A 22,154-nucleotide genomic window follows, 5' to 3' on the forward strand; every position below is an offset into this window, starting at 1 on the left:
CCATGCAGCGGACCATCTTCACCCGAGAGCAGGACGAGTTCCGCCAGTTGGTGCGCGACTTCATCACCAAGGAGGTGGCCCCGCACCGTGAGGAGTGGGACGAGTACGGACGCCCACCGCGCGAGTTCTTCCACAAGCTCGGAGAGCTCGGCATCCTCGGCATCCAGGTCCCCGAGGAATTCGGCGGCGGCGGCGGCGGCGAGACGAGCTTCAAGTACAGCGCGATCATCTTCGAGGAGGTCGCCCGCGCCGGCGTGTCCTTCGGCTCCTATACGGTGCACTGCTGCCTCATCCTGCCGTACCTCCTCGAGTACGGGACCCCGGAGCAGAAACGGCGCTGGCTGCCGGTCTTCGCCTCCGGCGAGTTGATGACCGCCATCGCGATGACCGAGCCCGGCACCGGGTCGGACCTGGCGAACATCGCCACGACCGCCAAGCTCAGCACCGACGGCACCCACTATGTCGTCAACGGTTCCAAGACGTTCATCACCGGCGGAGTCACCGCTGACATGATCCTCACGGTCTGCCGCACCTCACCGTTCGACCCTGACAACCGCCGTCACGGCCTGTCGATCCTCTGCGTCCCCACCGACGCCGACGGCTTCTCGGTGGGCCGCAAACTCGACAAGATCGGCCTACGCCAGCAGGACACCGCCGAACTGTCGTACACCGACGTCAAGGTGCCCGTGGAGAACCTGCTCGGGGAGAAGGACGCGGCGTTCTCCTACCTCACCCACAACCTCCCGCAGGAACGCCTGAGCATCGCGCTCAACGCGGTCGCCCAATCCGAGGCGGCGCTGCGACTGGCCACCGACTACACGCGTGAGCGCGTCGTCTTTGGCAAGCCCGTCTCCTCCTTCCAGAACACCAAGTTCGTGCTGGCCGAGTGCGCGACAGAGGTCGAGGTGGCCCGCGTGTACGTGGACCACTGCCTGGAACTGCTCGACCGGGGCGAGCTCACCGTCGCGGACGCCGCCAAGGCCAAGCTCCACGCCACCGAGATGGCCGCCCGCGTGATCGACCGGTGTCTGCAGCTGCACGGCGGGTACGGCTACATCACCGAGTACCCCATCGCCCGCCTGTACACCGACACCCGCGTGTCCCGTATCTACGGCGGAACCAGCGAGGTCATGAAGACGATCATCGCCAAGAGCCTCGGGCTCTGACGGTCCGCACGTAGTCCACAGGAGGACCTTCATGTACCCAGGAAAATGGGCCGCGGCCACTCCGGCCAGGCCCGCCGTCATCGAGGACGCCACGGGCCGCGTGGTCACCTTCTCCGAGCTCGAGGCCCGTTCGGCGCGGTTCGCCAATTGGCTCCTCGCCCGGGGTCTGAAGCCCGGCGACCACATCGCCGCGCTCTCGGTCAACGACGCGACCGTCTTCGAGCTGTACTGGGGGGCGATGCGCTGCGGTCTGTACTTCACGATGGTCAACACCCACCTGGCCACCGACGAGGTCGCCTACATCGTCGCCGACAGCGGCGCCCGGGTGCTGGTCGTCTCGGGCGCCCTCGCCGAACTCGGTGAGGCGATCGTCGACCAGACGCCGCACGTCGAGCACCGGCTCGCGTTCGCCGGCGAGGTCCCGGGGCACCTCGACTACGAGGCCACCATGTCGACCATGCCCACCACCCCGCCGGCGGATCAACCGCGCGGCGCGGACATGCTCTATTCCTCGGGCACGACCGGACGCCCCAAGGGGATCAAACCGGCGATGGACGGGGCCCAGATCGGCGACGAACCGGGGCCGTCGCTCGTGTCGCGGATGAAGCAGAACTACGGCTTCGACGAGAACACGGTCTACATGTCACCGGCCCCGATCTACCACGCCGCGCCGCTGCGGTACGCCACGGGAACGCAGGCCCACGGCGGCACGGTGATCCTCATGGACCGCTTCGACGCGGAGAACTGCCTCGCCGGGATCCAGAAGTACGGGGTCACGCACAGCCAGTGGGTCCCCACCCACTTCATCCGGATGCTCCGTTTGCCGCAGGAGGTGCGGGAGTCCTACGACGTCTCGTCGATGCGGGTCGCGATCCACGCCGCCGCGCCGTGCCCGGTGGAGATCAAGAAGTCCATGCTCGACTGGTGGGGCCCGGTGGTCTACGAGTACTACTCGTCCACCGAGTCCAACGGGGCCACCACCATTGCCCCGGAGGAATGGCTGCGCAAACCCGGCAGTGTCGGCCGCGTCGGACCGGGCTCGTCGGGCCTCGTCCACATCTGCGACGAAGTGGGCGAGGAACTGGCCACGGGCGAGGACGGGTGGATCTACTTCGAGCGCGACGACTACTCGTTCGAATACCACAACGATCCCGAGAAGACCGCCGAGACGAGGCATCCCGACCACCGGAACTGGACCACGCTCGGCGACATCGGCCACCTCGACGAGGACGGCTACCTGTACCTGACCGACCGGGCCAAGTTCACCATCATCTCGGGCGGGGTCAACATCTACCCGCAGGAGATCGAGAACTGCATCGCCGTGCACCCGGACGTCCTCGACGTCGCGGTCATCGGCATCCCGGACGAGGTGATGGGACAGAGTGTCAAGGCCGTGGTCCAACTCGCCCCGGGCATCGAGCCGACAGACGCGGTGGCAGAGCGCATCACGCAGCACTGCCTCGAGCGGATCGCTCGCTACAAGTGCCCCCGCACGGTCGAGTTCACCGAGGTCATCCCCCGCACCCAGACCGGGAAGTTGGTCAAGGGCCGCCTCGACGCGTCCATCTGAACGTCCGACCCGCCCGGAACGGGGCCACCCACCCAGGTTCAGGGCCGCCCCCCCACACGAAACGGAGAATCCGTGCCCAACGCAGTCATCATCGACGCCGTCCGCTCCCCCATGGGGAAGGGCAAGGTCGGCGGCGCGCTCGCCGACCTGCACCCCGTCGACCTGCTCGCCCAGATCCTGTCCGGCCTCGTCGACCGGTCCGGCCTCGACACCGCGCTGGTCGACGACGTGATCGTGGGCGTCGTCAGCCAGGTCGGCGAACAGTCGGGCACCGTCGGTCGACAGGCCGCCCTCGCCGCGGGCTTCCCGGAGCACGTTCCCGGCGTCACCGTCGAGCGCAAGTGCGGCTCGAGCCAGCAGGCGGTCGACTTCGCCGTCCAGGGTGTGGTCGCCGGTGCCTACGACGTGGTGATCGCGGCCGGCCTGGAGTCCATGAGCCGCATCCCCATGGGTGTCAACCGGCTCGACCAGGACCCCCACGGGACACTCGTCCGGGCTCGCTATCCGGACCTGACCAATCAGGGCGTGGCCGCCGAGCTCGTCGCCGGCAGGTGGGGGTTGACCCGCGGGCAGCTGGACCGGTACGCCGCCCGTTCCCACGAGCGTGCGGACGCCGCGCGGAGAGGCGGATGGTTCGACGGCGAGATCGTGCCCGTCACCACGCCGGCGGGCGTGGTGGACCGCGACGAGTCGATCCGCCCGGGCACCAGCGCCGAGACGCTGGCCGGACTACGCACGGCGTTCGATTCCGACAGCGCTCGAGCCGAGCGGCCCGACGTGGACTGGAAGGTCACCGCGGGCAACGCCTCGCAGATCACCGACGGCGCCGCCGCGGTGCTCATCATGAACGAGGACGTCGCACAGTCCCTGGGCCTGACCCCGATCGCGCGGATCGTGGCCTCCGCCGTCGTCGCCGACGACCCGGTCCTCATGCTCACCGGGCCGATCCCCGCCACTCGCAAGGTCCTCGACCGCGCCGGGATGTCCGTTGCCGACCTGGATACCTACGAGGTCAACGAGGCGTTCGCGTCGGTACCGCTGGCCTGGCGGGACGAATTCGGGGCCGACGACGACAAGCTCAACCCCGTCGGCGGGGCGATCGCGCTCGGACACCCGTTGGGCGCCTCCGGGGTCCGCATCATGACCACGCTGATCCACCACCTGCGCCGCACCGGCGGACGCTACGGGCTCCAGACGATGTGCGAGGCCGGCGGCATGGCCAACGCCACCATCGTCGAGGCCCTCTGACCCCCGGGCCCGCGGGCCACCCCATTCCACGTAGAGGAAGGCACGACCAATGGAACTGACCCAGGCGAGCGCACTCGTGACCGGCGGCGCCTCCGGGCTGGGCCGGGCCACCGTGGCCCGGTTCGTCGACGCCGGCGTCCCCACCGTCCTGGTGGACCTGCCCTCCTCGGGCGGACAGCAGGTGGCCGAGGAGTTCGGTGACCTCGTCACCTTCGCCCCCGCCGACGTCGCGGAGCCCGAGCAGGTCAGCTCGGCTGTCCGGGCTGCGGCGGACCGCGCTCCCCTGCGTGCGGTCGTGCACTGTGCGGGCATCGGCCGGACCGTCCGGGTGGTGGACCGCGAGGGCGAACCGGGCTCGCTGGAGGACTTCGAGCTGGTCGTGCGGGTGAACCTCCTGGGCTCGTTCAACGTCCTGCGGATCGCCGCGGCCGAGATGGCCCAGAACGACCCCGTCGACGGTGAGCGCGGCGTGGTCGTGATGACCGCCTCCGTGGCCGCCTGGGAGGGCCAGATCGGGCAGATGCCCTACTCGGCGTCCAAAGCCGGCATCGTCGGGATGACCATCGTCGCCGCCCGCGACCTCGCTCGCCGCCAGATCCGTGTCAACACGATCGCCCCCGGTATCTTCGAGACCCCGATCTTCGACCGCCATCCCGCCGAGCTCGTCGATGGCCTGGCCGCGCAGATCCCGCACCCCTCGCGTCTCGGCCGACCCGACGAGTACGCCAAGCTCGCCCTGCACGTGGTGGACAACGCCATGATCAACGGTGAGACCATCCGGATCGACGGCGCGATCCGGATGGCGCCCAGATGAGCTGCGCGGCCGTCGCGCCGGCCACCGCGGTCTCCGGCAACGCTGTGCTCGCCGATCGGGCGTCGAAGTCGATCATGACCGGGTCCCGCGAGTGGACCTCGGAGGTGGAATTCGGGAAGATGAGGGATATCTTCCCGCCGGTCCGGTCGTCGATCGACGCCCGCGAAGGTGTGCTCGCGTTCACGCAGAAGCGGGCTCCCCGGTGGACGGCGACCTGAGAGGACCACGATGACCAGTGGCACGGTGCAACGCGACCTCCTGGCGGTCGCCCGCCGGGAGTTCGTGGAACACGGCTACGGGGGCGCCTCGATCCGGTCGATCGCCCAGAAGACAGGGGTGAGCCTGTCCGCGATGTACTACCACTACGCCAGCAAGCAGGAGCTGCTGGCGGCGATGCTCAACTCGGGGATGGACTCCTTCGAGCGCCGCGTGGTCGAGGAGTTCGAGGCCAAGGACCCGACCCCCACCGGCCGACTGCTGGGGTACGTCGCCTCACTGGTGCGGTTCCGCACCCTCGAGCAGGAGCAGTCCCAACTGGTCCAGACGGAAACCCGGAACCTGGAACCAGAGTTTCTCTCCGCCTATCGCGAACGGCAGCGTCAGTCCAGCGAGCCACTGCGGCAGGCGCTCGCAGACGGTGTCGACAGTGGAGAGTTCCGCACCCCGTTCCCGGAGGATTCCTACCGGTCGATCCTCGGCATGTGCAACGCGATAGCCCATTGGTACGAACCGGCCGGCGATCTCACGGTCGAGGAGATCGTGCACCGGTACCAGGAACTCGCACTGCGTGTGGTCTACCACCGCGACGTCGCCCCACCGGCATCTGAACCCAGCTCCTGAACCCAGTTCGTCAACCCGTCGGCATCCGCCTCCGCGCCTGGCCGAGGCGGAGGTCCCGACTGTAAGCGTCCCGGGCTCAGTCGGGGTTGCGGGCCTGCTCCGCCTGGGCCTCGCGGCGGACGTCGGCGGCGTCGTCGATGGTCTTCTGCCGCTTCTCCTCGGCCTTGTCGCTGGCGGTGGTGTCACGGGGCGGGAGCTGGATGGTCTCCTCGGCGTGCATCCCGGCCTGGAGTTCGCGGGCCCGCTCCATCTCGGCGTCGACCTCGGCCCCGAACAGCAACGCGTTGTTGGTGATCCACAGCCAGAGCAGGAACATGATGACGCCGGCCAGCGAACCGTAGGTGGCGTTGTAACTGCCGAAGTTCGACACGTAGAACACGAACGCGGCCGTGGCGACCGCCCAGACCAGCAGCGCCACGATCGCACCCACGGAGATCCACCGGAACCTGGGTTGCTTGATGTTGGGCGAGAACCCGTAGAGCACGGCCAGGATCACGACGACGACGAGGACCAGCACCGGCCACTTGGCGATGCCCCACACGGTCACGGCGGTCTCGCCGAGGCCCACGAGGTCCCCCACCCAGGCGGCGATCGGGCCGCTGACGACCAGCATGAGCCCGGCCAGGCAGACCAGGAGCAGAAGGACCGCGGTCAGCACGATCATGGCGGGCTTGAGCTTCCAGAAGGGGCGCCCCTCCTCGACCTCGTAGATGCGGTTCATGGCCCTTCCGAAGGCGCCCACGTAGCCGGACGCCGTCCACAGCGCGCCCAGCAGACCTGTGATGAGGGCGAGTCCGGCGGCCGGGGTGTTGACCAACGAGTCGATGGGCCCCCGCAGAGCCGCGAGTGTCTCCTCCGGGGCAGCACCCTCGAACAGCTCCATCACGGCGTTGACGGTCTCCTGGCCCTGACCGAACACGCCGAGCAGGGACACCACCGCCAGCAGCGCCGGGAAGATCGAGAGCACCGCGAAGTACGTCAACGCGGCGGCCAGGTCCGTGCATTTGTCCTTGGAGAACTCGGCGGCGGCACGCGTGAGGCCGATCTTCCAGGTTCCGGACTTCAGCGAGGTCGGTGACTCGGGCTTCCCGGCATCCGGGTCGGTGTCCGGGTCCGGCTTGTCGGTGATGTCGCGGCTGCTACTCGTGCTCATGTAGGTGACTGTCCCATCGGTGGGACGTGCGCGCATCCTGTGGGGTCGATCTCCCCGGGGCGGGATCAGGCATCATGTGCGTTACCCTCGTAGGTGTCACATCACCAAAGTGTCACTTGACCAGTGTCGCAGCAATCGCGACCCCGACCACCTACAGAGAGCACACCATGAGCCTGTCCAACGCCATCCTCCGCGGAGTCACCGGCGCCTTCGTCCTCAACTCGGGACTGTCCAAGCGCAACCTGCCCACCGAGGCCGCCCAGGGCCTACAGGGCTTCGCGGCGACCGGCGTCCCGCAGGTCGCCAAGATGGAGCCGGACACGTTCGGCAAGTTCGTCGCCTACTCGGAGATCGGCATCGGCGCGGCCCTGCTGACCCCCGTGGTCTCGCCGCGCCTCGCGGGGGCCGCTCTGGGGACATTCTCCGCCGGCCTGCTGGCCATGTACTTCCGCAACCCCTCGATGACCGAGTCCGACGGCATCCGTCCCACCCAGGAGGGCATGAGCCTGGCCAAGGACGCGTTCATGGCGGCCATCGCCGGCGCCCTGGTCACCAGCAAGTAGCCCGCGAGCCCGGTCCGAGTGGCCCGGTCCCACATCCACGGGGCCGGGTCACTGCTCCGACTGCTCTGACTGCTCTGACTGCCAGGACTCCTTGATGGTCCGCGACCGCCGGGAATGCCGGACCGCCACGACGGCGAAGGCCACGCCGATCACCAGTGGGACCCACACCTTGGAGTACTCGACGAGGAACTCGACCCAGGCCGGGAGAGAGACCGCGGGCAGAGAGATCGACGGCAGCGAGATGTCCGGCCAGGGGATCTGCGGGAAAGACACGTTCGGCCACGGGATGTCGACTTCCGGGAGGCGATCGAAGATCCACTCGAGAACCGGATCGAGGAGCCTACCGATCAGCGGCAGGAGGATTATCACGGCGATCGCCCAGCCGGATCTCCCGAGACCGGCCGCGACCGGGTACGCCACCCGCTTCCACGGCGACGCGGCGATCGCCTCCAGTCTCGCCTCGGCGGCGGAGCCCGGCGGCGGGTCAAAGTGGACGACGTCGCGTCCGTCACGGAAAGTCACCTGGCGGACGGCGGTGGCGAACGCGCTGCTGCGCATCTGCACGCGCGGACCGGAGAACGCCTTGAGTCCGGTGGTGAACTTCCCGGGTCCGGGTGGGTCCGCGTCGATGGCGACACGGTGATCGCCGATCTGGTGGGCCCTGCCCACGACCTCACCCTCGCGCAGCAGCACGTAGCCCGGGTTGGCCACCCGGTCCGGTCCGGCAGCGTCCGCCTCCGCGAGTTCGCGCGACCCCTCCTCCGCCACCTCAGGGGTCGTCCTCGAGCTGCGGTCCCCCTTCGGACGCGGGTAGCCGTCGTCGACGGCCCGCAGGGCACCGGGTCCACCCACCGCGACCTCGAGCATTCCATGAACAGGATGCTCGAGCCGCCACACTTCCGGCGCGACTTCGGCTCCGGCAGAAGGGTTGTGGGTCATCACCCAGTGGAGGCTATCGCCTCCAGTATCGCCCCGGCCAGGTCGGCGCGACAGACAACCAGATCAGGTAGGTAGGTCTCGGCCACGTTGTACTCCAACGGGGAGCCGTCCACGCGCACCGCGACGAACCCCCGGGCCAGGGCCACCCCGGCCGGGGCAGCCGAGTCCCACTGGTACTGACCGCCGGCGTGGATGTAGGCGTCGGCCTCCCCGCGCACCACGGCGGCCACTTTGGCACCGGCCGAACCCAACGGCACCATATCCCCGCCCACGGCCTCGGCGACCGCCTCCGCGAACGCCGGCGGACGGGACGCCGAGAGGACGATCCTCGGTCGCGAGCCCGAACGTGGCTCGAGAAGGCCGCCCCCGTCCACGCTGCCGTTGCCCACGGGGGCGGCGTAGACCTCGTCGTCGTCGGTCCCCAACACCACCCCGAGCGCCGGAAGTGACACCGCGGCGGCCGTGAGCCGCGACCGCGCCGGATCCCCCGATCGCTCCCACAACGCCACGTGGACCGCCCAGTCCGGACGATCGCCGAGACCGTACTCGCGGGTGCCGTCGACGGGGTCGATGATCCACACCCGGTCGGCGTCGACTCGGGCGAGATCATCGCTGGACTCCTCCGAGAGCACCGAGTCGCCGGGGCGCTCGGCGGCGAGCCGCTCCAACAACAGCGAATTGGCGCGTCGGTCACCGAGATCGCCCAGTGCGCGCTTCGTGGGACCCGACGACCGCAGCTCCACCAGCAGGCGCCCGGCATCGGCGGCCAGGTCGACGGCGAGCTGTTGATCAGAGGAGCGCAGGGAAGCTGTCATGCCCTCCACACTAGGAGGCCTGACGCGAGAACGAGCGGCAGACGCCTATCGTCGGCGCAGGCGAAGGCCCCGCCGACGACCGTGCCCGTACTCCCGGACCACGCGGGCCGGCTCGTCCGGACAGCGGTGGGCGTCAGCCGCGACCCGCGCCGCACCGCGCGAGGGCAGCACTCCGCTCGTCGCCCCGCAGCGATGGCACCCCCAGGTAGCGCCGTCAGTGCCTTCCTGGACATAACATGCCCGCTCGCCGACCTCGTCCATCTCGCTCCCCAGAGCAGGGCGCCGGCCCCGAGCCGGCGCGAATAGGCCCATTGTGTCACAAAACTCTCATGTTGACGGTCGACGAATCGACCCCTCCCCGACAGTCGCCCCCGGCACCCCGGACGGACACGGCACGGCCACGGGCTCCGGCGCGACTCCCCCACCCGGTTCCGCGGCCCCTCTGGGAGACTGTCCCCATGAGGGTCACCGCCAAATCGGACTACGCGCTGCGGGCGCTCGTCGAACTCGCGGCTGCGCAGCGTGATCACGGCGGCGACGGCCCCCGGGAGAACCCGATCAGTGCCGAGGAACTGGGGCGACTGCAGGACATCCCGCACGGGTTCCTCCAGTCGATCCTGTCGGACCTGCGGCGGGCCGGAATCGTGGCCAGCCGACGGGGCAAGACCGGAGGCTGGACGCTCGCCCAGGACGCGGGGACCATCAGCGTCGCGGACGTCCTGCGCGCGGTCGACGGTCCGCTGGTCAGCGTCTATGACGTGCGCCCAGAGGCGGTCGACTACAACGAGCGGGCCTCGATCCTCCAGCACGTGTGGATCGCCTCGAGGGCCTCCCTCCGGCGGGTCATGGACGCGGTGTCGATCTCCGACCTGGCCGAGGGCCGGCTGCCCGACGACGTCCACGCCCTCACCCTCGACGACGACGCCTGGGAACCCCGTTGAGCCGTTGACCCGGGGCCCACCAGCCCGCCGCCCCGTTACCCCGGCGCCCCGGTGCCCCGGTGCTCTATTGCCCCGGTGCCCCGCCGCTCTGTTGCCCCAGTGCCCCGCCGCCCCGCTACCCCAGCGCCCCGACCTGTACCCGACCTGCCGGGCTGCGCCCGAAGCCGAGTGCTGTTTCCCCGCGATCGTGCCCACGCCGCGCCCGGGTTTTAATGTCTAGTGAACCGCTCGGTTTAATGCCCTAAAGGTCTGAGGTCCGCACTCCCCGGTGCACCAGGCAACTCCGAGCCGGACAGTCTCATCGATCAACGCCGGAGGATCCCTCGTGCCCACCCTGATCGTCCTCGGCTTTGCCGGACTACTCGCCCAGCTGGTCGACGGCTCGCTCGGCATGGGATACGGCGTCACCTCGACGACGATCCTCGTGGCCGCCGGGATCGCCCCCGCCGCCGCGTCCGCAGCCGTGCACTTCGCCCAGATCGGCACCACGCTCGCCTCGGGGATCTCCCACCACAAGTTCGGAAACGTGGACTGGCGCATCGTGGCGATCCTCGCGGGCCCGGGCGCGGTGGGCGCGTTCATCGGCGCGACGGCCCTGACCCGGCTGTCCAGCGCGGCTGCCAAGCCCATCGTCGCCTCGCTCCTGCTCGCCCTCGGGTTCTACGTGCTGTACCGCTTCCTGCGACTCGGCGGCACGCGACCCCAGTTCTCCGGCAAGGTCTCGGCGCGCTTCCTCGTCCCGCTCGGCTTCGCCGGCGGCACCCTCGACGCGTTCGGCGGCGGCGGATGGGGCCCGGTGGGAACGACCACCCTGCTCTCGTCGGGTCGGGTGGAGCCCCGCAAGGTCGTCGGCTCCGTCAGCGCCTCGGAGTTCGTGGTGTCGGTGAGCGCCTCGATCGGCTTCCTCTTCGGCCTCGGTGCCGCCGGCATCAACTGGGCCTTCGCGGCCGCGCTGTTGATCGGCGGCGTCATAGCCGCGCCGTTCGCCGCCTGGATGGTGCGCCACCTGTCGCCGCGGGTCCTGGGGACGGCCGCCGGCGGCCTCATCATCATCACCAACACGTTCACCCTGCTGAATTCCACCGGCGCCTCCACACTGGTGATCGCGCCGGTGCTCGGGACGCTGTTCCTGGTGTGGATCGTGCTTGTGGTCCACGCCGTCCGCGCCGTCCGTCGTGAGCGGACTCCCGACCCGGTGCTCGTCCCGGCCTCCTGAACAGGAGCCCGGCGAGATCCCCGCACACCACCACAATCCGCTACTCCGCCGCCGGATCGGCTACCCGCATAGCGGTAGCGAATCGGACGGCGGAGTAGCGGATCCTCCGGGCCGGGTGCGGGTCAGGCGCGGGCCCGGTCCTGCTCGGCCGGCGCGTCGAGGTGCACCGAGTACCTGCGTACCAACACCCGCCACACGAGCGGCCCCACCGTCACCAGCACCAGGGCGATCGCGCCTATCAGCGCCGGCGGGGCGCCGAGCATCGCGGACGCGGTCACGGCCAGCACGATCGTGATGCCCCGCCGGATCAGACCCTGCGGGACCCGCCCGGCGAACTTGGAGCCGAAGAACGTGCCGATCGCACCGCCGATCAACAACGGCACCAGCAGGTTCCAGTCGACGCCGGTCACCATCACGTGCCCGATCGCCGCCGCGATCACCAGCGGGACCGCCTGCACGAGGTCGGTGCCCACCAGGCGCAGCGCGGCCAGGGTCGGGTACAGCAGCATGATGCACATCATGATGACCGTGCCGGAGCCCACCGAGGTGATGCCCACCATCAGCCCGCCGATCACGCCGACCAGCAGGGTGATCAACGGTTTGACCGGCGGGTTCGGGTCGTTGCCCGTGCGTATCTTGCCTGCCATCTCGAAGAACGCGCGCAGGAAGTAGGCCGAGGACGCCACGATGAGCGTGGCGCCGATGGCCTTCTTCAACAAGCCCTGCACGTCGTCGGCTCCCACGGCGTGCACGAGCCACGCGCCCAGGTACGCCGTCGGCACCGAACCCAGGATCAGCCAGAACGCGATCCTGAGGTTGGGTTTCCCGTGCTTCCAGTGCACGCCGGCGCCGATGACCTTGTTGACCGCGTTGACCACGAGGTCGTTGGCCACGGCGGCGGTGGGCGGGATCCCCACGAGGATGAGCGCGGGCGTCATCAACGCCCCGCCGCCCATCCCCGTCAGGCCTATGACCACGCCGATCACGGCACTGACGACCAGCAACCCCAGCGAGTCGAAGGTCCAGAGCGCCTCCGGCACCAGCTCAGATCCCCAGGATGGAGCTGACGATCCGCTGCGCTACCTCTTCCGCGGTGCCGTCCTCGGGACGGATGTGCAGATCGGGGGTCAGCGGCGGCTCGTACGGCGCGGAGACGCCGGTGAACTCGGGGATCTCACCGGCCCGAGCCTTGGCGTACAGACCCTTGGGGTCGCGCGCCTCGCACTCGGCCAGCGGGGTGTCCACGAACACCTCGGTGAAGGGCAGGTCGGCCGCGACGTGGACGCTGCGCGCCTTGTCGCGGTCGGCGCGCATCGGGGAGATGAGGGAACAGATGACGACGACGCCGGCATCGGCGAACAGCGCCGCCACCTCCGCGGTACGGCGGATGTTCTCCGCCCGGTCCTCGGCCGAGAACCCGAGGTCGGCGTTGAGGCCGTGCCGCAGGTTGTCGCCGTCGAGGATGTAGGCGGGGTGCCCGGACTCGATGAGGAGCCGCTCCACCTCGGAGGCGACCGTGGACTTGCCCGAGCCCGACAGGCCGGTGAGCCACAGCGTGCGGCCCTGCCCGCGGTCACCGCGCTGGACGGCGCCGGCGTGCCAGACCACGTTGGAACCGGTGGTGGCGGGCCCGATGATCATGCCCGCGCCCACGGTGTTGCCGGTGAGCTCGTCCACGAGGATGAACGCGCCCGTGTCGCGGTTACGGCGGTACGGGTCGTACATCAGCGGCGTCTGCGTGCGCAGGCCGATGCGGCCGATCTCGTTGAGCCCCAGCTCGGTGGAGTCGGGGTCGCGGTGCAGGGAGTTGATGTCGAGCCGGTACTCCAGCCCCGTGACGATCGCCTTGGTGTCGCGGGTGGTGTGCTTGACGACGTATCGCTTGTTGGGCGTGAGCGCGGAGTCGTCGGCGAACCAGCAGACCATGGCCTCCAGCTCGGTGCCCTGGTGCGGGCGGTTGCCGGGGCGGGCGATCATCTCGCCGCGGACGATGTCGATCTCGTCGTTGAGCGCTATGGTCACCGCGGCCGGCGCCGCCGCCTCGTCCAGCTCCGCGCCGCCCGGGCCCCAGATGGCCTTGATGGTGGACTGCCGACCGGACGGCATGACCACCACCTCGTCGTCGACCTTCATGATTCCCCCGGCGACGGTGCCGGCGAAGGACCGGTGGTCCAGTCCGTCGGCGCGCTGGGGGCGGATCACGTACTGCACCGGGAACCGGACGTCGGTCAGGTTGCGGTCCGAGGCGATGTGCACGTTCTCGAGATGGTCCAGCAGGGCCGGGCCCGTGTACCAGGGCATGGAGTCGGTGCGATCGACCACGTTGTCGCCCTTGAGCGCCGACAGCGGCACGAACGTCACGTCGTGGACCTCGAGCTTGGCGGCGAAGTCCGTGAACTCGGAGCGGATGGCCTCGTAGGTGGCCTCGTCGTAGTCGACCAGGTCCATCTTGTTGACGGCCACGACCAGGCGCGGGATGCCCAGCAGCGCTGACAGGAACGCGTGCCGGCGCGTCTGCTCCAGCACCCCCTTGCGGGCGTCGACCAGGATGATCGCCACGTCGGCCGTCGAGGCGCCCGTGACCATGTTGCGCGTGTACTGCACGTGGCCCGGGGTGTCGGCGATGATGAACTTGCGGCGCGGGCTCGAGAAGTAGCGGTAGGCCACGTCGATCGTGATGCCCTGCTCGCGCTCGGAGCGCAGACCGTCGGTGAGCAGCGCGAGGTCGGTGTACTCGTCGCCGCGCTTGGCCGAGGTGGCCTCGATCGAGGCGAGCTGATCCTCGAAGATCCCCTTGGAGTCGTAGAGCAGGCGCCCGATGAGGGTCGACTTGCCGTCGTCGACCGAACCCGCGGTGGCGATGCGCAGCAACTGGGCGTGTTCGGACATGGTGCTCAACTGCTCCGGGGTGAGCGTCGATGCGGTGGTGAGAGTCGACGCGCTGGGGGCGGACGACGCCGTGGTGGCGGAGCTCATCAGAAGTAGCCTTCCTTCTTGCGGTCTTCCATGCCGGCCTCGGAGATCCGGTCGTCGGCACGGGTGGCGCCGCGCTCGGTGACGCGGGTGCCCGCGACCTCGGCCACGACGGCGGCGTTGTCGGCGGCGTCGGACTCCACGCAGCCGGTGCAGGTGGCGTCGCCGACGGTGCGGAAACGGACCAGCTCGGTGCGCGCCTCCTCGCCCGGGAGGGTCTCGAGGAAGCGGGTCTTGGCCAGGAGCATGCCGTCGCGCTCGATCACCTCGCGCTGGTGCGCGTAGTAGATGGGCGGAAGGTCGATGTCCTCGCGCTCGATGTACTGCCAGATGTCCAGCTCGGTCCAGTTGGACAGCGGGAACACCCGGATGTGCTCGCCCTTGCGGTGGTTGCCGTTGTAGAGCTTCCACAGCTCGGGGCGCTGCGCGCGCGGGTCCCAGGCGCCGAACGCGTCACGGAAGGAGAACACCCGCTCCTTGGCGCGGGCCTTCTCCTCGTCGCGGCGGGCGCCGCCGAAGACGGCGTCGAAACGGTTCTCCTGGATGCCGCGCAGCAGGGCGGCGGTCTGGAGGCGGTTGCGGCTGGTGCCGACCCCGGTCTCCTCGACCACGCGGCCGGCGTCGATGTCGTCCTGCACGTACGACACGAGCAGCTGGACCCCGGTCTCGTCGACCACCTTGTCGCGGTACTCGATGACCTCGTCGAAGTTGTGCCCGGTGTCGACGTGCATGAGCGGGAACGGCATGGGCGCGGGCCAGAACGCCTTCCGGGCCAGGTGGAACATCACCACGGAGTCCTTGCCGCCGGAGAAGAGCATCCCCGGGCGTTCGAACTGCGCGGCTACCTCGCGGAAGATGTGGACGGACTCGGCCTCGAGTGCGTCGAGGTGCGAGAGCGTCACCGCCGTCCTCGTCGTCATGCGACCTCCAATGTCGTGGGCTGGTCCGGGGTGACCGGCCAGCAGACCGCAGACAGGTCTGTCTGCGGTCTGGTTCCGCACCATCGTGCGCCCAGGCGGGTCTGATTTACATCTCCGTGAGGGCAATTCCGGGCAGTTCGTCCGTATGTCGACATAGGGTGTCGGATGTGCGACACGAACCCACTCATCGCGTGCTCTCCGTGATCGAGGCGCTGTCGGTCGACGGACCCCCGCTGCCCCTCACCGAGATCGCCCGGACCACCGGGGCCAGCCGCTCCACACTGCACGCCGTGCTCGCCGAGATGCAGGACGAGCACTGGGCCGAGAAGCTCGACGGTGGCTGGCGCGCGGGACCCCGGATGCGCGCGGTGGGCGCGTCGCTGTCCGCGGAGGTCGACCTGGCCCGGGCCGCCAGGCAGCCACTGGAGCGGCTCGTCGACGCCACGGGCATCGCCGCCGTGGTCTTCGAGACCCGCGACGGCATGAGCGAGGTCGTCGACGTGGTCGGGGCCGGCATGCGCACCGCCTCGCGCCCGGACATCTCCGTCGGCCACGTCGTCCCCGTGCGAGCGCCCTTCGCCCGCGAGCTCGTCGCCAGGCTGCCGCTGATCGATCAGCGGCGGTGGCTGTCGGACTCCGGCGGGCTCACCGGGGCGGCACGGGAGCGGCTGGAGTCGGTGATGCCACAGATCGCCCGACGGGGCTGGTCCATCGAGCGGCTCACCCCGGCGCGACGCGAGCTGCTGCGGATGGCCGATTCCCTGGAGTCCTCGGGTGTGGGCGCCCTCGTGCGCGACCGCGTCTCCGAGCTGTTCGTGGAACTGTCCGAGATCGACGTGACCGACGCCGAACTCGCCTCCGCCACCGACCTCGCGGTGACCTCGGTGGCCGCCCCCGTGCTGCGCGCCGACGGCCGGGCGGTCGGATCGGTGGCCGTGACCCCCGGTCGGCGCATGACCGGGCGGGCCGTCGCGCGGGCCGTCGAGGCGGTGAGCGGCTGCGCGGACGAGGTCTCCGCCCGCCTCGCCGCCCATCCGCGACCCGCCCGTGCGGCAGCACTCCCCGCGCACCTGGTGCACCCGGCCCACGCCGCCCGCGCCCGCTGACGGGCCGACGCCCGGGCATCGCACCCGGAGCCGCTTGCGTATGGTGTAGGTCACACCCCTCACCCGGCCGGAGGTGCCCCTTGACCCAGACCGTCCACCCCTCCTCCCTCGCGACCGGCGAGGACCAACTGGACCTGTCCTGGCGCCGATCCGCCTCGTGCGGACTCACCCCGAAGAGCGCACGCCCCGGGGCCCCCGACCCGCTCGCGTCCCGCTCGCACCGGCTCGCCGAGGCCGCCCGTCCGGTGATGGACGACCTGGACGAGGTCCTCAAGGACACCGGCGCGATGCTCCTGCTCGCGGACCGCGAGGGCCGGGTCATCCGCTCGGTGCGGGACAACGCCCGGATCTCCCGGATGCTCCTGCGGCGGGGGGTCGACGACGGCGCCACCCTCACCGAGGACGCGGTGGGCAACAACGGCATCGGCACGGCACTCGAGACCCGCGCCGGGGTGTTCATCCACGGCGAGCAGCACTTCGCGGAGGTCCTGCGGGACTTCGCCTGTTACGGACACCCGATCGTCGACCCGCTCACGCGCCGCCTGGTCGGGGCGGTGGACCTGACGGGAATGAGCGCCGACGCCTCCCGCATGTTCGCCCCGTTCGTGCGGAAGATCGTCGCGGACATCGAGGCCCGCTACGTTGACACCGCCCGCGCCGACGATCGCGAGCTCTGGCACCGCTTCGTCGAACGCACCCGCAGTTCCGACACCGCGACCTGTGCGTTCGGCGACGAGGTGGTGCTGGCCTCGCACTCGAGCCTGGAACGGTTGGCCTCCCGGGACATCGCCAGGCTCCGGCGGCTGGTCGAGCAGGACGAGGTGGGCGACGTCGTGGAACTGTCGGTGGGCACGGTCGGGGTGCTGTCGAGCCGGGTCGGCCGTCGCGGCCACCTGCTCGACCTGACGTTCCCGGATCAGGACCCCCCGACCACGCCCGTCCCGCGCTCCACGTCCACCCCGGGCTCCGCGATCTCGGGCTCCACGACCACGTCAGGCTCCGGGTCCTCGAGCTCCACGGCCGGCACGTCCCTCCCGGGCACCACGACCCCGGCGAGCCCCACGGGTCCGGGGCCCGGCGCGAGTGGAGTCGGGGTCACCGCGCGGGCACGCGCCGTGGTGGGTCCGTCGGGGTCGGGACGATCGACGACGGCGACGGGGATCGCCGGCCCGGACGCCCTGCACGTCCGGCTCGCGGAGGCCGACAGCGCCGAGGCGGCGTGGCGCGAGCTCGTGGTCCCTGCCCTGCACGAGCTCGGCACCCAGGGCAGGCCGCTGGTCCTGGACGACATCGACCTCCTCGACGACGCCGACCTGCGCCGACTGGCAGCGCGCCTCGGGTCCGCGGAGGCCGGCCTCGTCGTCGTCACCAGTCGCGAGGACCCCCGCCCGGCGGTGGCCGAGGCGCTCGACGCGTGCGGGGCGCGGACGGTCCTGCGGCCGCTGCATGATCGCGGCGCCGAGAGTGGGGAGATCGTGCGCCGGATGGTCGCGGAGCTGGCCACCGAGCGAGGACTCGGGACGGCATCGGTGACGGCGCGGTTCGCGGACGCCGTCTGCGCGCTGGACATGCCCAACGGACTGGTCTCGCTGCGGTCGGTCCTGGGCGAATGCCTCGCCGAGGCCGCCAGGCGGGGTTCGGCCACCCTGGACGTCAACTCACTGCCTTCCCGCGCCCGCTCCGCCCGGGCGCCGCGCGCCGGCGAACTCGCGCGCGGCGAGTACGACGCGATCGTGGCCGCGCTGGCGGACTGCGACGGCGTCCGGTCCCGCGCCGCCAAGCGGCTGGGCATCAGCCGGACGACCCTCTACGCCCGCATGAGGGAATTCGGACTGTCCTGAAATCGGACTGTCCCGAAAGATGTCCAGAAACTGAACACTCCACTGCCCGCCCACGACCCCATGATGGGTTGTGACCGGCCTCACATCGAGCCGGTCGGGATTTTGGAGGAAACAATGACCGGCACACTCTCCCGGGACACCGGCGCCACCACCCAGGTCGACGAGCGTCTCGGCGCCGCGGCCCGCGACTTCCTCGGTCGCCCGCACCAGCTCTTCATCGACGGGCAGTGGGTCGACGCCGCGGACGGCCGCACCTTCGGCACCTTCGACCCCGCCACCGGCGCCGAGATCACACAGGTCGCGCACGGCGGACCCGAGGACATCAACCGGGCCGTGGCAGCCGCCCGTCGCGCCTTCGACGACGGTGCCTGGGCCACCATGAAGCCCAATCAGCGCGAGCAGATCCTGTGGCGCATCGGCGACCTGCTGGACGCCAAGGCCGAGCTGTTCGGGCAGATCGAGGCCCTGGACAACGGCAAGTCCGTCGCGATCGCCACCGCCGTGGACGTGGCGTGGGCGGCCGACGTGTTCCGCTACTACGCCGGCTGGTCCACCAAGATCGAGGGCTCCACGGTCAACGTGTCGATGCCGTTCGCCGGTGACAAGCAGTTCCACGCCTACACCCAGCGCGTCCCGGTGGGCGTGTGCGGTCAGATCATCCCGTGGAACTTCCCCCTGCTCATGGCGGCGTGGAAGCTCGCACCCGCCCTGGCCACCGGCAACACGCTGGTCCTCAAGCCGGCCGAGCAGACGCCGCTGACCGCGCTGCTGCTGGGCGAGGTCATCGCCGAGGCAGGTGTGCCCGACGGCGTGGTCAACATCGTGACCGGCTTCGGCGACGCCGGCGCCGCCATCTCCGCCCACGACGACGTGGACAAGGTGGCCTTCACCGGCTCCACCGAGGTGGGCAAGCTGATCGTCGACGCCGCCAAGGGCAACCTCAAGAAGGTCTCCCTGGAGCTGGGCGGCAAGAGCGCCAACATCGTCTTTGCCGACTGCGACTTCGACGCCGCCGTGGCCGGGTCCGTGGCCGCGTGGATGTTCAACCACGGCCAGGCCTGCACCGCCGGCACCCGCCTGTACGTCGAGGACTCCATCTACGAGAAGTTCACGCAGGCCGTCGCCGACGCCGCCGCCCAGGCCACCATCGGACACGGTCTGGACCCCGCCACCGAGCTGGGCCCGCTGGTCGATCAGGACCAGTTCGACAAGGTCTCCTACTACCTGCGCGCCGGTATCGAGGACGGCGGTCGGGCCCTGACCGGCGGCGGCCGACACGGTGACACCGGTTACTTCGTCCAACCGACCGTGTTCGTGGACGTCGAGCCCGATCACCGGGTGGTGACGGACGAGATCTTCGGCCCCGTCGTCTCGGCCCTGCGGTTCACCGACGTCGACGACGCGGTCCGGCAGGCCAACGACTCGATCTACGGCCTGGCCGCCGGAGTCTGGACGCAGGACATCTCCAAGGCCCACAAGGTGGCCAGTCGCCTGCACGCCGGCTCGGTGTGGGTCAACCAGTACAACGGCTTCGACACCGCCATGCCGTTCGGCGGGTTCAAGCAGTCCGGTTGGGGCCGCGAACTGGGCCAGGGTGCGCTGGACCTCTACACCCAGACCAGGTCGGTCAACATCCAGCTCTGAGTGATCGGGCTGGCGAGAACCGGGACCCGGCGTCCCCGTGACCCCTCCGGGGACGCCGGCGACTCCCCTGACCATCCCTTCTGACAGCTCCTGACGTCCCGCACCCCCTGCCCCCTCTCGCATTCCGCTCATCACTCCCCTCTCCACTTCCGATTGATCGCATTCCGATCAACCGCTCCCCGAAAGGAACACCGCCGTGAAGACCAAGGCAGCAGTACTGTTCGACCTCCACAAGCCGTTCGAGATCATCGAGCTCGACCTGGACGATCCCGGCCCGGGCGAGGTCCTGATCAAGTACACGGCCGCGGGGCTGTGTCACTCCGATCTGCACCTGTCCGACGGCTCGCTCCCCCCGCGCTTCCCGATCGTCGGCGGGCACGAGGGAGCCGGCGTCATCGAGGCCGTGGGCGTGGGCGTCACCAAGGTCAAGCCCGGCGACCACGTGGTGTGCTCCTTCATCCCCAACTGCGGCACCTGCCGGTACTGCTCGACCGGGCGGCAGAACCTCTGTGACATGGGCGCGACGATCCTCGAGGGCCACATGCCCGACGGGACCTTCCGCTTCCACTCGGGCGGCAAGGACTTCGGCGCCATGTGCATGCTCGGGACCTTCTCCGAGCGTTCGGTGATCTCACAGCACTCGGTGGTCAAGGTCGACGACTGGCTGCCGTTGGACAAGGCCGTCCTGGTGGGCTGCGGTGTGCCCTCCGGCTGGGGCACCGCCACCTACGCGGGCAACGTCCGCCAGGGCGACACCGTGGTGATCTACGGCATCGGCGGACTCGGCATCAACGCCGTCCAGGGCGCCGTCCACTCGGGTGCCCGCCACGTGGTGGTGGTGGACCCCGTCCAGTTCAAGCGCGACGAGGCGCTGAAGTTCGGTGCCACCCACGCCTTCGCCGACGCCGCCGAGGCCCACGCCGAGGTGGAGAAGCTGACCTGGGGCCAGATGGCGGACCAGGCACTCATCCTGGTGGGCACCGTCGACGAGCAGGTCGTCTCCAGCGCCTTCGACGTGATCGGCAAGGGCGGCACCGTGGTGATCACCGGCCTGGGCAACATGACCGACAAGACCGTCCAGGTCAGCGGCACCGTCATGGCCCTGTTCGGCAAGACCATCACGGGCACCCTGTTCGGCTCGGCCAACCCGCAGTACGACATCGTCAAGCTCCTGCGGCTGTACGACGAGGGCAAGCTCAAGCTGGACGAGCTCATCACCACGACCTACACGCTCGACCAGGTCAACGAGGGCTACCGGGATCTGCAGGACGGCAAGATCATGCGCGGCGTGATCATCCACGACGCCTGACCCGGCCCCCGCGGCCGCGGCCCCGCGGCCCCGCGGCCCCGCAGCCCAACGACAAGAGCGTTCCGAACACATCGTCCGAGAGACGGGTGTTCGGAACGCTCTTGTCGTTGCGCCGAGCGCGGTCGGGGTCGCGCGGCCCCTAGGGGTACTCGGCTAGGGCGTGGGCGCGCCGCCGGTCACCGACAGCGTGTTTCCGGTGGTGTACGAGGACTCCTCGGAGGCCAGGTAGACGTACGCGCCCGCCATCTCGACCGGCTGCCCGGGCCGACCCAGCGGGTTCTTGTGACCGAAGGTCGGCAGCTTCTCGGGCTTCTGCCCGCCGCTCACCTGTAGCGCCGTCCAGAACGGCCCGGGCGCCACGGCGTTGACGCGGATGCCCCGCGGCGCGAGCTGCTGCGCGAGCGACTTGGACATGGTGTTGACGGCCGCGCGCGAGGTCGCGTAGTCCACGAGCCCCGGCGACGGGGTGTACGCCTGTACCGAGGACGTGAAGATCACACTCGACCCGGGCCGCAGGTCACCGAGCGCCTCCTGCATCATCCAGAACGGCGCCGAGATGTTGACGTTCATCGTCTCGGCCCACTGCTCGGAGGACAGGTCCTCCAGGTGCTCGACGAAGGTCTGCCGGGCCGCGTTGAGCACCAGCACGTCCAGTCCGCCGAGTCCGGCGACCGCGTCGCGGACGATCCCGCGCGCGACGGCCTCGTCGCCGACGTCCCCGGGCAGCAGGACGCAGTTCCGGCCGGCTTCGCGCACGAGCGCGGCGACATCCTCGGCATCAGACTGCTCCGAGGGCAGGTAGCCGATCGCCACGTCGGCGCCCTCCCGCGCGTAGGCGATGGCCACGGCGCGGCCGATCCCGGAGTCCCCCCCGGTGATCAGTGCGCGCCGTCCGGTCAGCCGGCCGTGGCCCACGTAGGTGTCCTCGCCGTGGTCGGCGGGCGGGTCCATCTCGGAGGCCAACCCCGGCACCGGCTGCTGCTGGACCGGCACCTCGATCTCGTACTTGGTCGTCGGGTCGACGAGCGTGTCGCGCTCTGGCTGGTCAGAGGACTGAACTGTCGGATCGGTGGTCACGGATGCCTCCCTGGTCGTC

20 protein-coding genes are annotated in these 22,154 nt (G+C 70.0%); 13 read left to right on the plus strand and 7 right to left on the minus strand.

Annotation, left to right across the window (positions count from 1 at the left end; all coding sequences use genetic code 11):
* Nucleotides 1-2: 2 nt before the first annotated feature.
* The 6 genes from A6048_RS13260 to A6048_RS13285 all read left to right on the plus strand — a co-directional run bounded on the left by A6048_RS13260 (nucleotide 3) and on the right by A6048_RS13285 (nucleotide 5,638).
* Entirely contained in the window at nucleotides 3-1,166 is a 1,164-nt protein-coding gene (locus A6048_RS13260; protein ID WP_107746051.1) for an acyl-CoA dehydrogenase family protein, read from the plus strand.
* A gap of 31 nt (nucleotides 1,167-1,197) precedes the next feature.
* Entirely contained in the window at nucleotides 1,198-2,736 is a 1,539-nt protein-coding gene (locus tag A6048_RS13265; RefSeq protein WP_107746049.1) for an acyl-CoA synthetase, read from the plus strand.
* A gap of 72 nt (nucleotides 2,737-2,808) precedes the next feature.
* On the plus strand, nucleotides 2,809-3,984 hold the full coding sequence (locus A6048_RS13270; RefSeq protein ID WP_107746047.1) for a thiolase family protein: 1,176 nt from the start codon (nucleotides 2,809-2,811) through the stop codon (nucleotides 3,982-3,984).
* 49 nt (nucleotides 3,985-4,033) lie between these two features.
* Nucleotides 4,034-4,798: an SDR family NAD(P)-dependent oxidoreductase gene (locus A6048_RS13275; RefSeq protein ID WP_107746045.1), complete on the plus strand. Its 765-nt coding sequence runs from the start codon at nucleotides 4,034-4,036 to the stop codon at nucleotides 4,796-4,798.
* Nucleotides 4,795-5,016, plus strand: coding sequence for a Clp protease/crotonase-like domain-containing protein (locus tag A6048_RS13280; protein ID WP_107746043.1), 222 nt, complete (start codon nucleotides 4,795-4,797; stop codon nucleotides 5,014-5,016). The genes A6048_RS13275 and A6048_RS13280 overlap by 4 nt, the downstream gene beginning before the upstream one ends.
* Before the next feature lie 10 nt (nucleotides 5,017-5,026).
* Nucleotides 5,027-5,638 carry a TetR/AcrR family transcriptional regulator gene (locus tag A6048_RS13285; RefSeq protein ID WP_107746041.1) on the plus strand — a complete coding sequence of 204 codons (612 nt, stop codon included), beginning with the start codon at nucleotides 5,027-5,029 and terminating at the stop codon, nucleotides 5,636-5,638.
* A gap of 76 nt (nucleotides 5,639-5,714) precedes the next feature.
* Here A6048_RS13285 and A6048_RS13290 read toward each other — a convergent pair whose 3' ends face one another.
* Nucleotides 5,715-6,791, minus strand: coding sequence for a YihY/virulence factor BrkB family protein (locus A6048_RS13290; RefSeq protein WP_107746039.1), 1,077 nt, complete (start codon nucleotides 6,789-6,791; stop codon nucleotides 5,715-5,717).
* A gap of 167 nt (nucleotides 6,792-6,958) precedes the next feature.
* Between A6048_RS13290 and A6048_RS13295 the strand changes: the two genes are divergently transcribed.
* On the plus strand, nucleotides 6,959-7,354 hold the full coding sequence (locus A6048_RS13295; protein WP_107746037.1) for a hypothetical protein: 396 nt from the start codon (nucleotides 6,959-6,961) through the stop codon (nucleotides 7,352-7,354).
* A 48-nt stretch (nucleotides 7,355-7,402) separates the two neighbouring features.
* Here the strand turns inward: A6048_RS13295 and A6048_RS13300 are convergent, their stop codons facing one another.
* On the minus strand, nucleotides 7,403-8,296 hold the full coding sequence (locus tag A6048_RS13300) for a hypothetical protein (protein ID WP_146166330.1): 894 nt from the start codon (nucleotides 8,294-8,296) through the stop codon (nucleotides 7,403-7,405).
* The gene (locus tag A6048_RS13305) at nucleotides 8,293-9,108 is read right to left on the minus strand and encodes a 3'(2'),5'-bisphosphate nucleotidase CysQ (RefSeq protein ID WP_107746033.1); all 816 of its coding nucleotides are present in this window, start codon (nucleotides 9,106-9,108) and stop codon (nucleotides 8,293-8,295) included. The genes A6048_RS13300 and A6048_RS13305 overlap by 4 nt, the downstream gene beginning before the upstream one ends.
* A 458-nt stretch (nucleotides 9,109-9,566) precedes the next feature.
* Here A6048_RS13305 and A6048_RS13310 point away from each other — a divergent pair, with 458 nt between their 5' ends.
* Both A6048_RS13310 and A6048_RS13315 read left to right on the plus strand, forming a co-directional pair.
* Nucleotides 9,567-10,049, plus strand: coding sequence for an RrF2 family transcriptional regulator (locus A6048_RS13310; RefSeq protein ID WP_107746031.1), 483 nt, complete (start codon nucleotides 9,567-9,569; stop codon nucleotides 10,047-10,049).
* A 325-nt stretch (nucleotides 10,050-10,374) separates the two neighbouring features.
* A complete protein-coding gene (locus A6048_RS13315; protein WP_107746029.1) occupies nucleotides 10,375-11,265 on the plus strand; it encodes a sulfite exporter TauE/SafE family protein in 891 nt (296 codons plus the stop codon).
* 122 nt (nucleotides 11,266-11,387) lie between these two features.
* Here the strand turns inward: A6048_RS13315 and A6048_RS13320 are convergent, their stop codons facing one another.
* The 3 genes from A6048_RS13320 to cysD all read right to left on the minus strand — a co-directional run bounded on the left by A6048_RS13320 (nucleotide 11,388) and on the right by cysD (nucleotide 15,158).
* A complete protein-coding gene (locus A6048_RS13320) occupies nucleotides 11,388-12,305 on the minus strand; it encodes a sulfite exporter TauE/SafE family protein (protein ID WP_107746027.1) in 918 nt (305 codons plus the stop codon).
* A 4-nt stretch (nucleotides 12,306-12,309) separates the two neighbouring features.
* Nucleotides 12,310-14,154 (minus strand): adenylyl-sulfate kinase, encoded by a 1,845-nt coding sequence (cysC, locus tag A6048_RS13325; protein ID WP_107746634.1) that lies wholly within the window; start codon nucleotides 14,152-14,154, stop codon nucleotides 12,310-12,312.
* Between the two features lie 86 nt (nucleotides 14,155-14,240).
* Nucleotides 14,241-15,158, minus strand: coding sequence for a sulfate adenylyltransferase subunit CysD (cysD, locus tag A6048_RS13330; protein ID WP_107746025.1), 918 nt, complete (start codon nucleotides 15,156-15,158; stop codon nucleotides 14,241-14,243).
* 191 nt (nucleotides 15,159-15,349) lie between these two features.
* On the opposite strand from cysD, the gene A6048_RS13335 reads away from it, so the two are divergent.
* The 4 genes from A6048_RS13335 to A6048_RS13350 all read left to right on the plus strand — a co-directional run bounded on the left by A6048_RS13335 (nucleotide 15,350) and on the right by A6048_RS13350 (nucleotide 21,058).
* The gene (locus A6048_RS13335) at nucleotides 15,350-16,264 is read left to right on the plus strand and encodes a helix-turn-helix domain-containing protein (protein WP_244911010.1); all 915 of its coding nucleotides are present in this window, start codon (nucleotides 15,350-15,352) and stop codon (nucleotides 16,262-16,264) included.
* Between the two features lie 80 nt (nucleotides 16,265-16,344).
* A complete protein-coding gene (locus A6048_RS13340; protein ID WP_107746023.1) occupies nucleotides 16,345-18,105 on the plus strand; it encodes a helix-turn-helix domain-containing protein in 1,761 nt (586 codons plus the stop codon).
* 114 nt (nucleotides 18,106-18,219) lie between these two features.
* Nucleotides 18,220-19,749, plus strand: a complete 1,530-nt coding sequence (locus A6048_RS13345; RefSeq protein ID WP_107746021.1) for an aldehyde dehydrogenase family protein — start codon at nucleotides 18,220-18,222, stop codon at nucleotides 19,747-19,749.
* 196 nt (nucleotides 19,750-19,945) lie between these two features.
* Nucleotides 19,946-21,058, plus strand: coding sequence for an NDMA-dependent alcohol dehydrogenase (locus tag A6048_RS13350; RefSeq protein ID WP_107746019.1), 1,113 nt, complete (start codon nucleotides 19,946-19,948; stop codon nucleotides 21,056-21,058).
* A 153-nt stretch (nucleotides 21,059-21,211) separates the two neighbouring features.
* Here the strand turns inward: A6048_RS13350 and A6048_RS13355 are convergent, their stop codons facing one another.
* Nucleotides 21,212-22,135, minus strand: coding sequence for an SDR family oxidoreductase (locus A6048_RS13355; RefSeq protein ID WP_107746017.1), 924 nt, complete (start codon nucleotides 22,133-22,135; stop codon nucleotides 21,212-21,214).
* Between the last annotated feature and the right edge of the window lie 19 nt (nucleotides 22,136-22,154).

This window comes from Dietzia psychralcaliphila, assembly GCF_003096095.1.
Classification (GTDB): Bacteria; Actinomycetota; Actinomycetes; order Mycobacteriales; family Mycobacteriaceae; genus Dietzia; species Dietzia psychralcaliphila.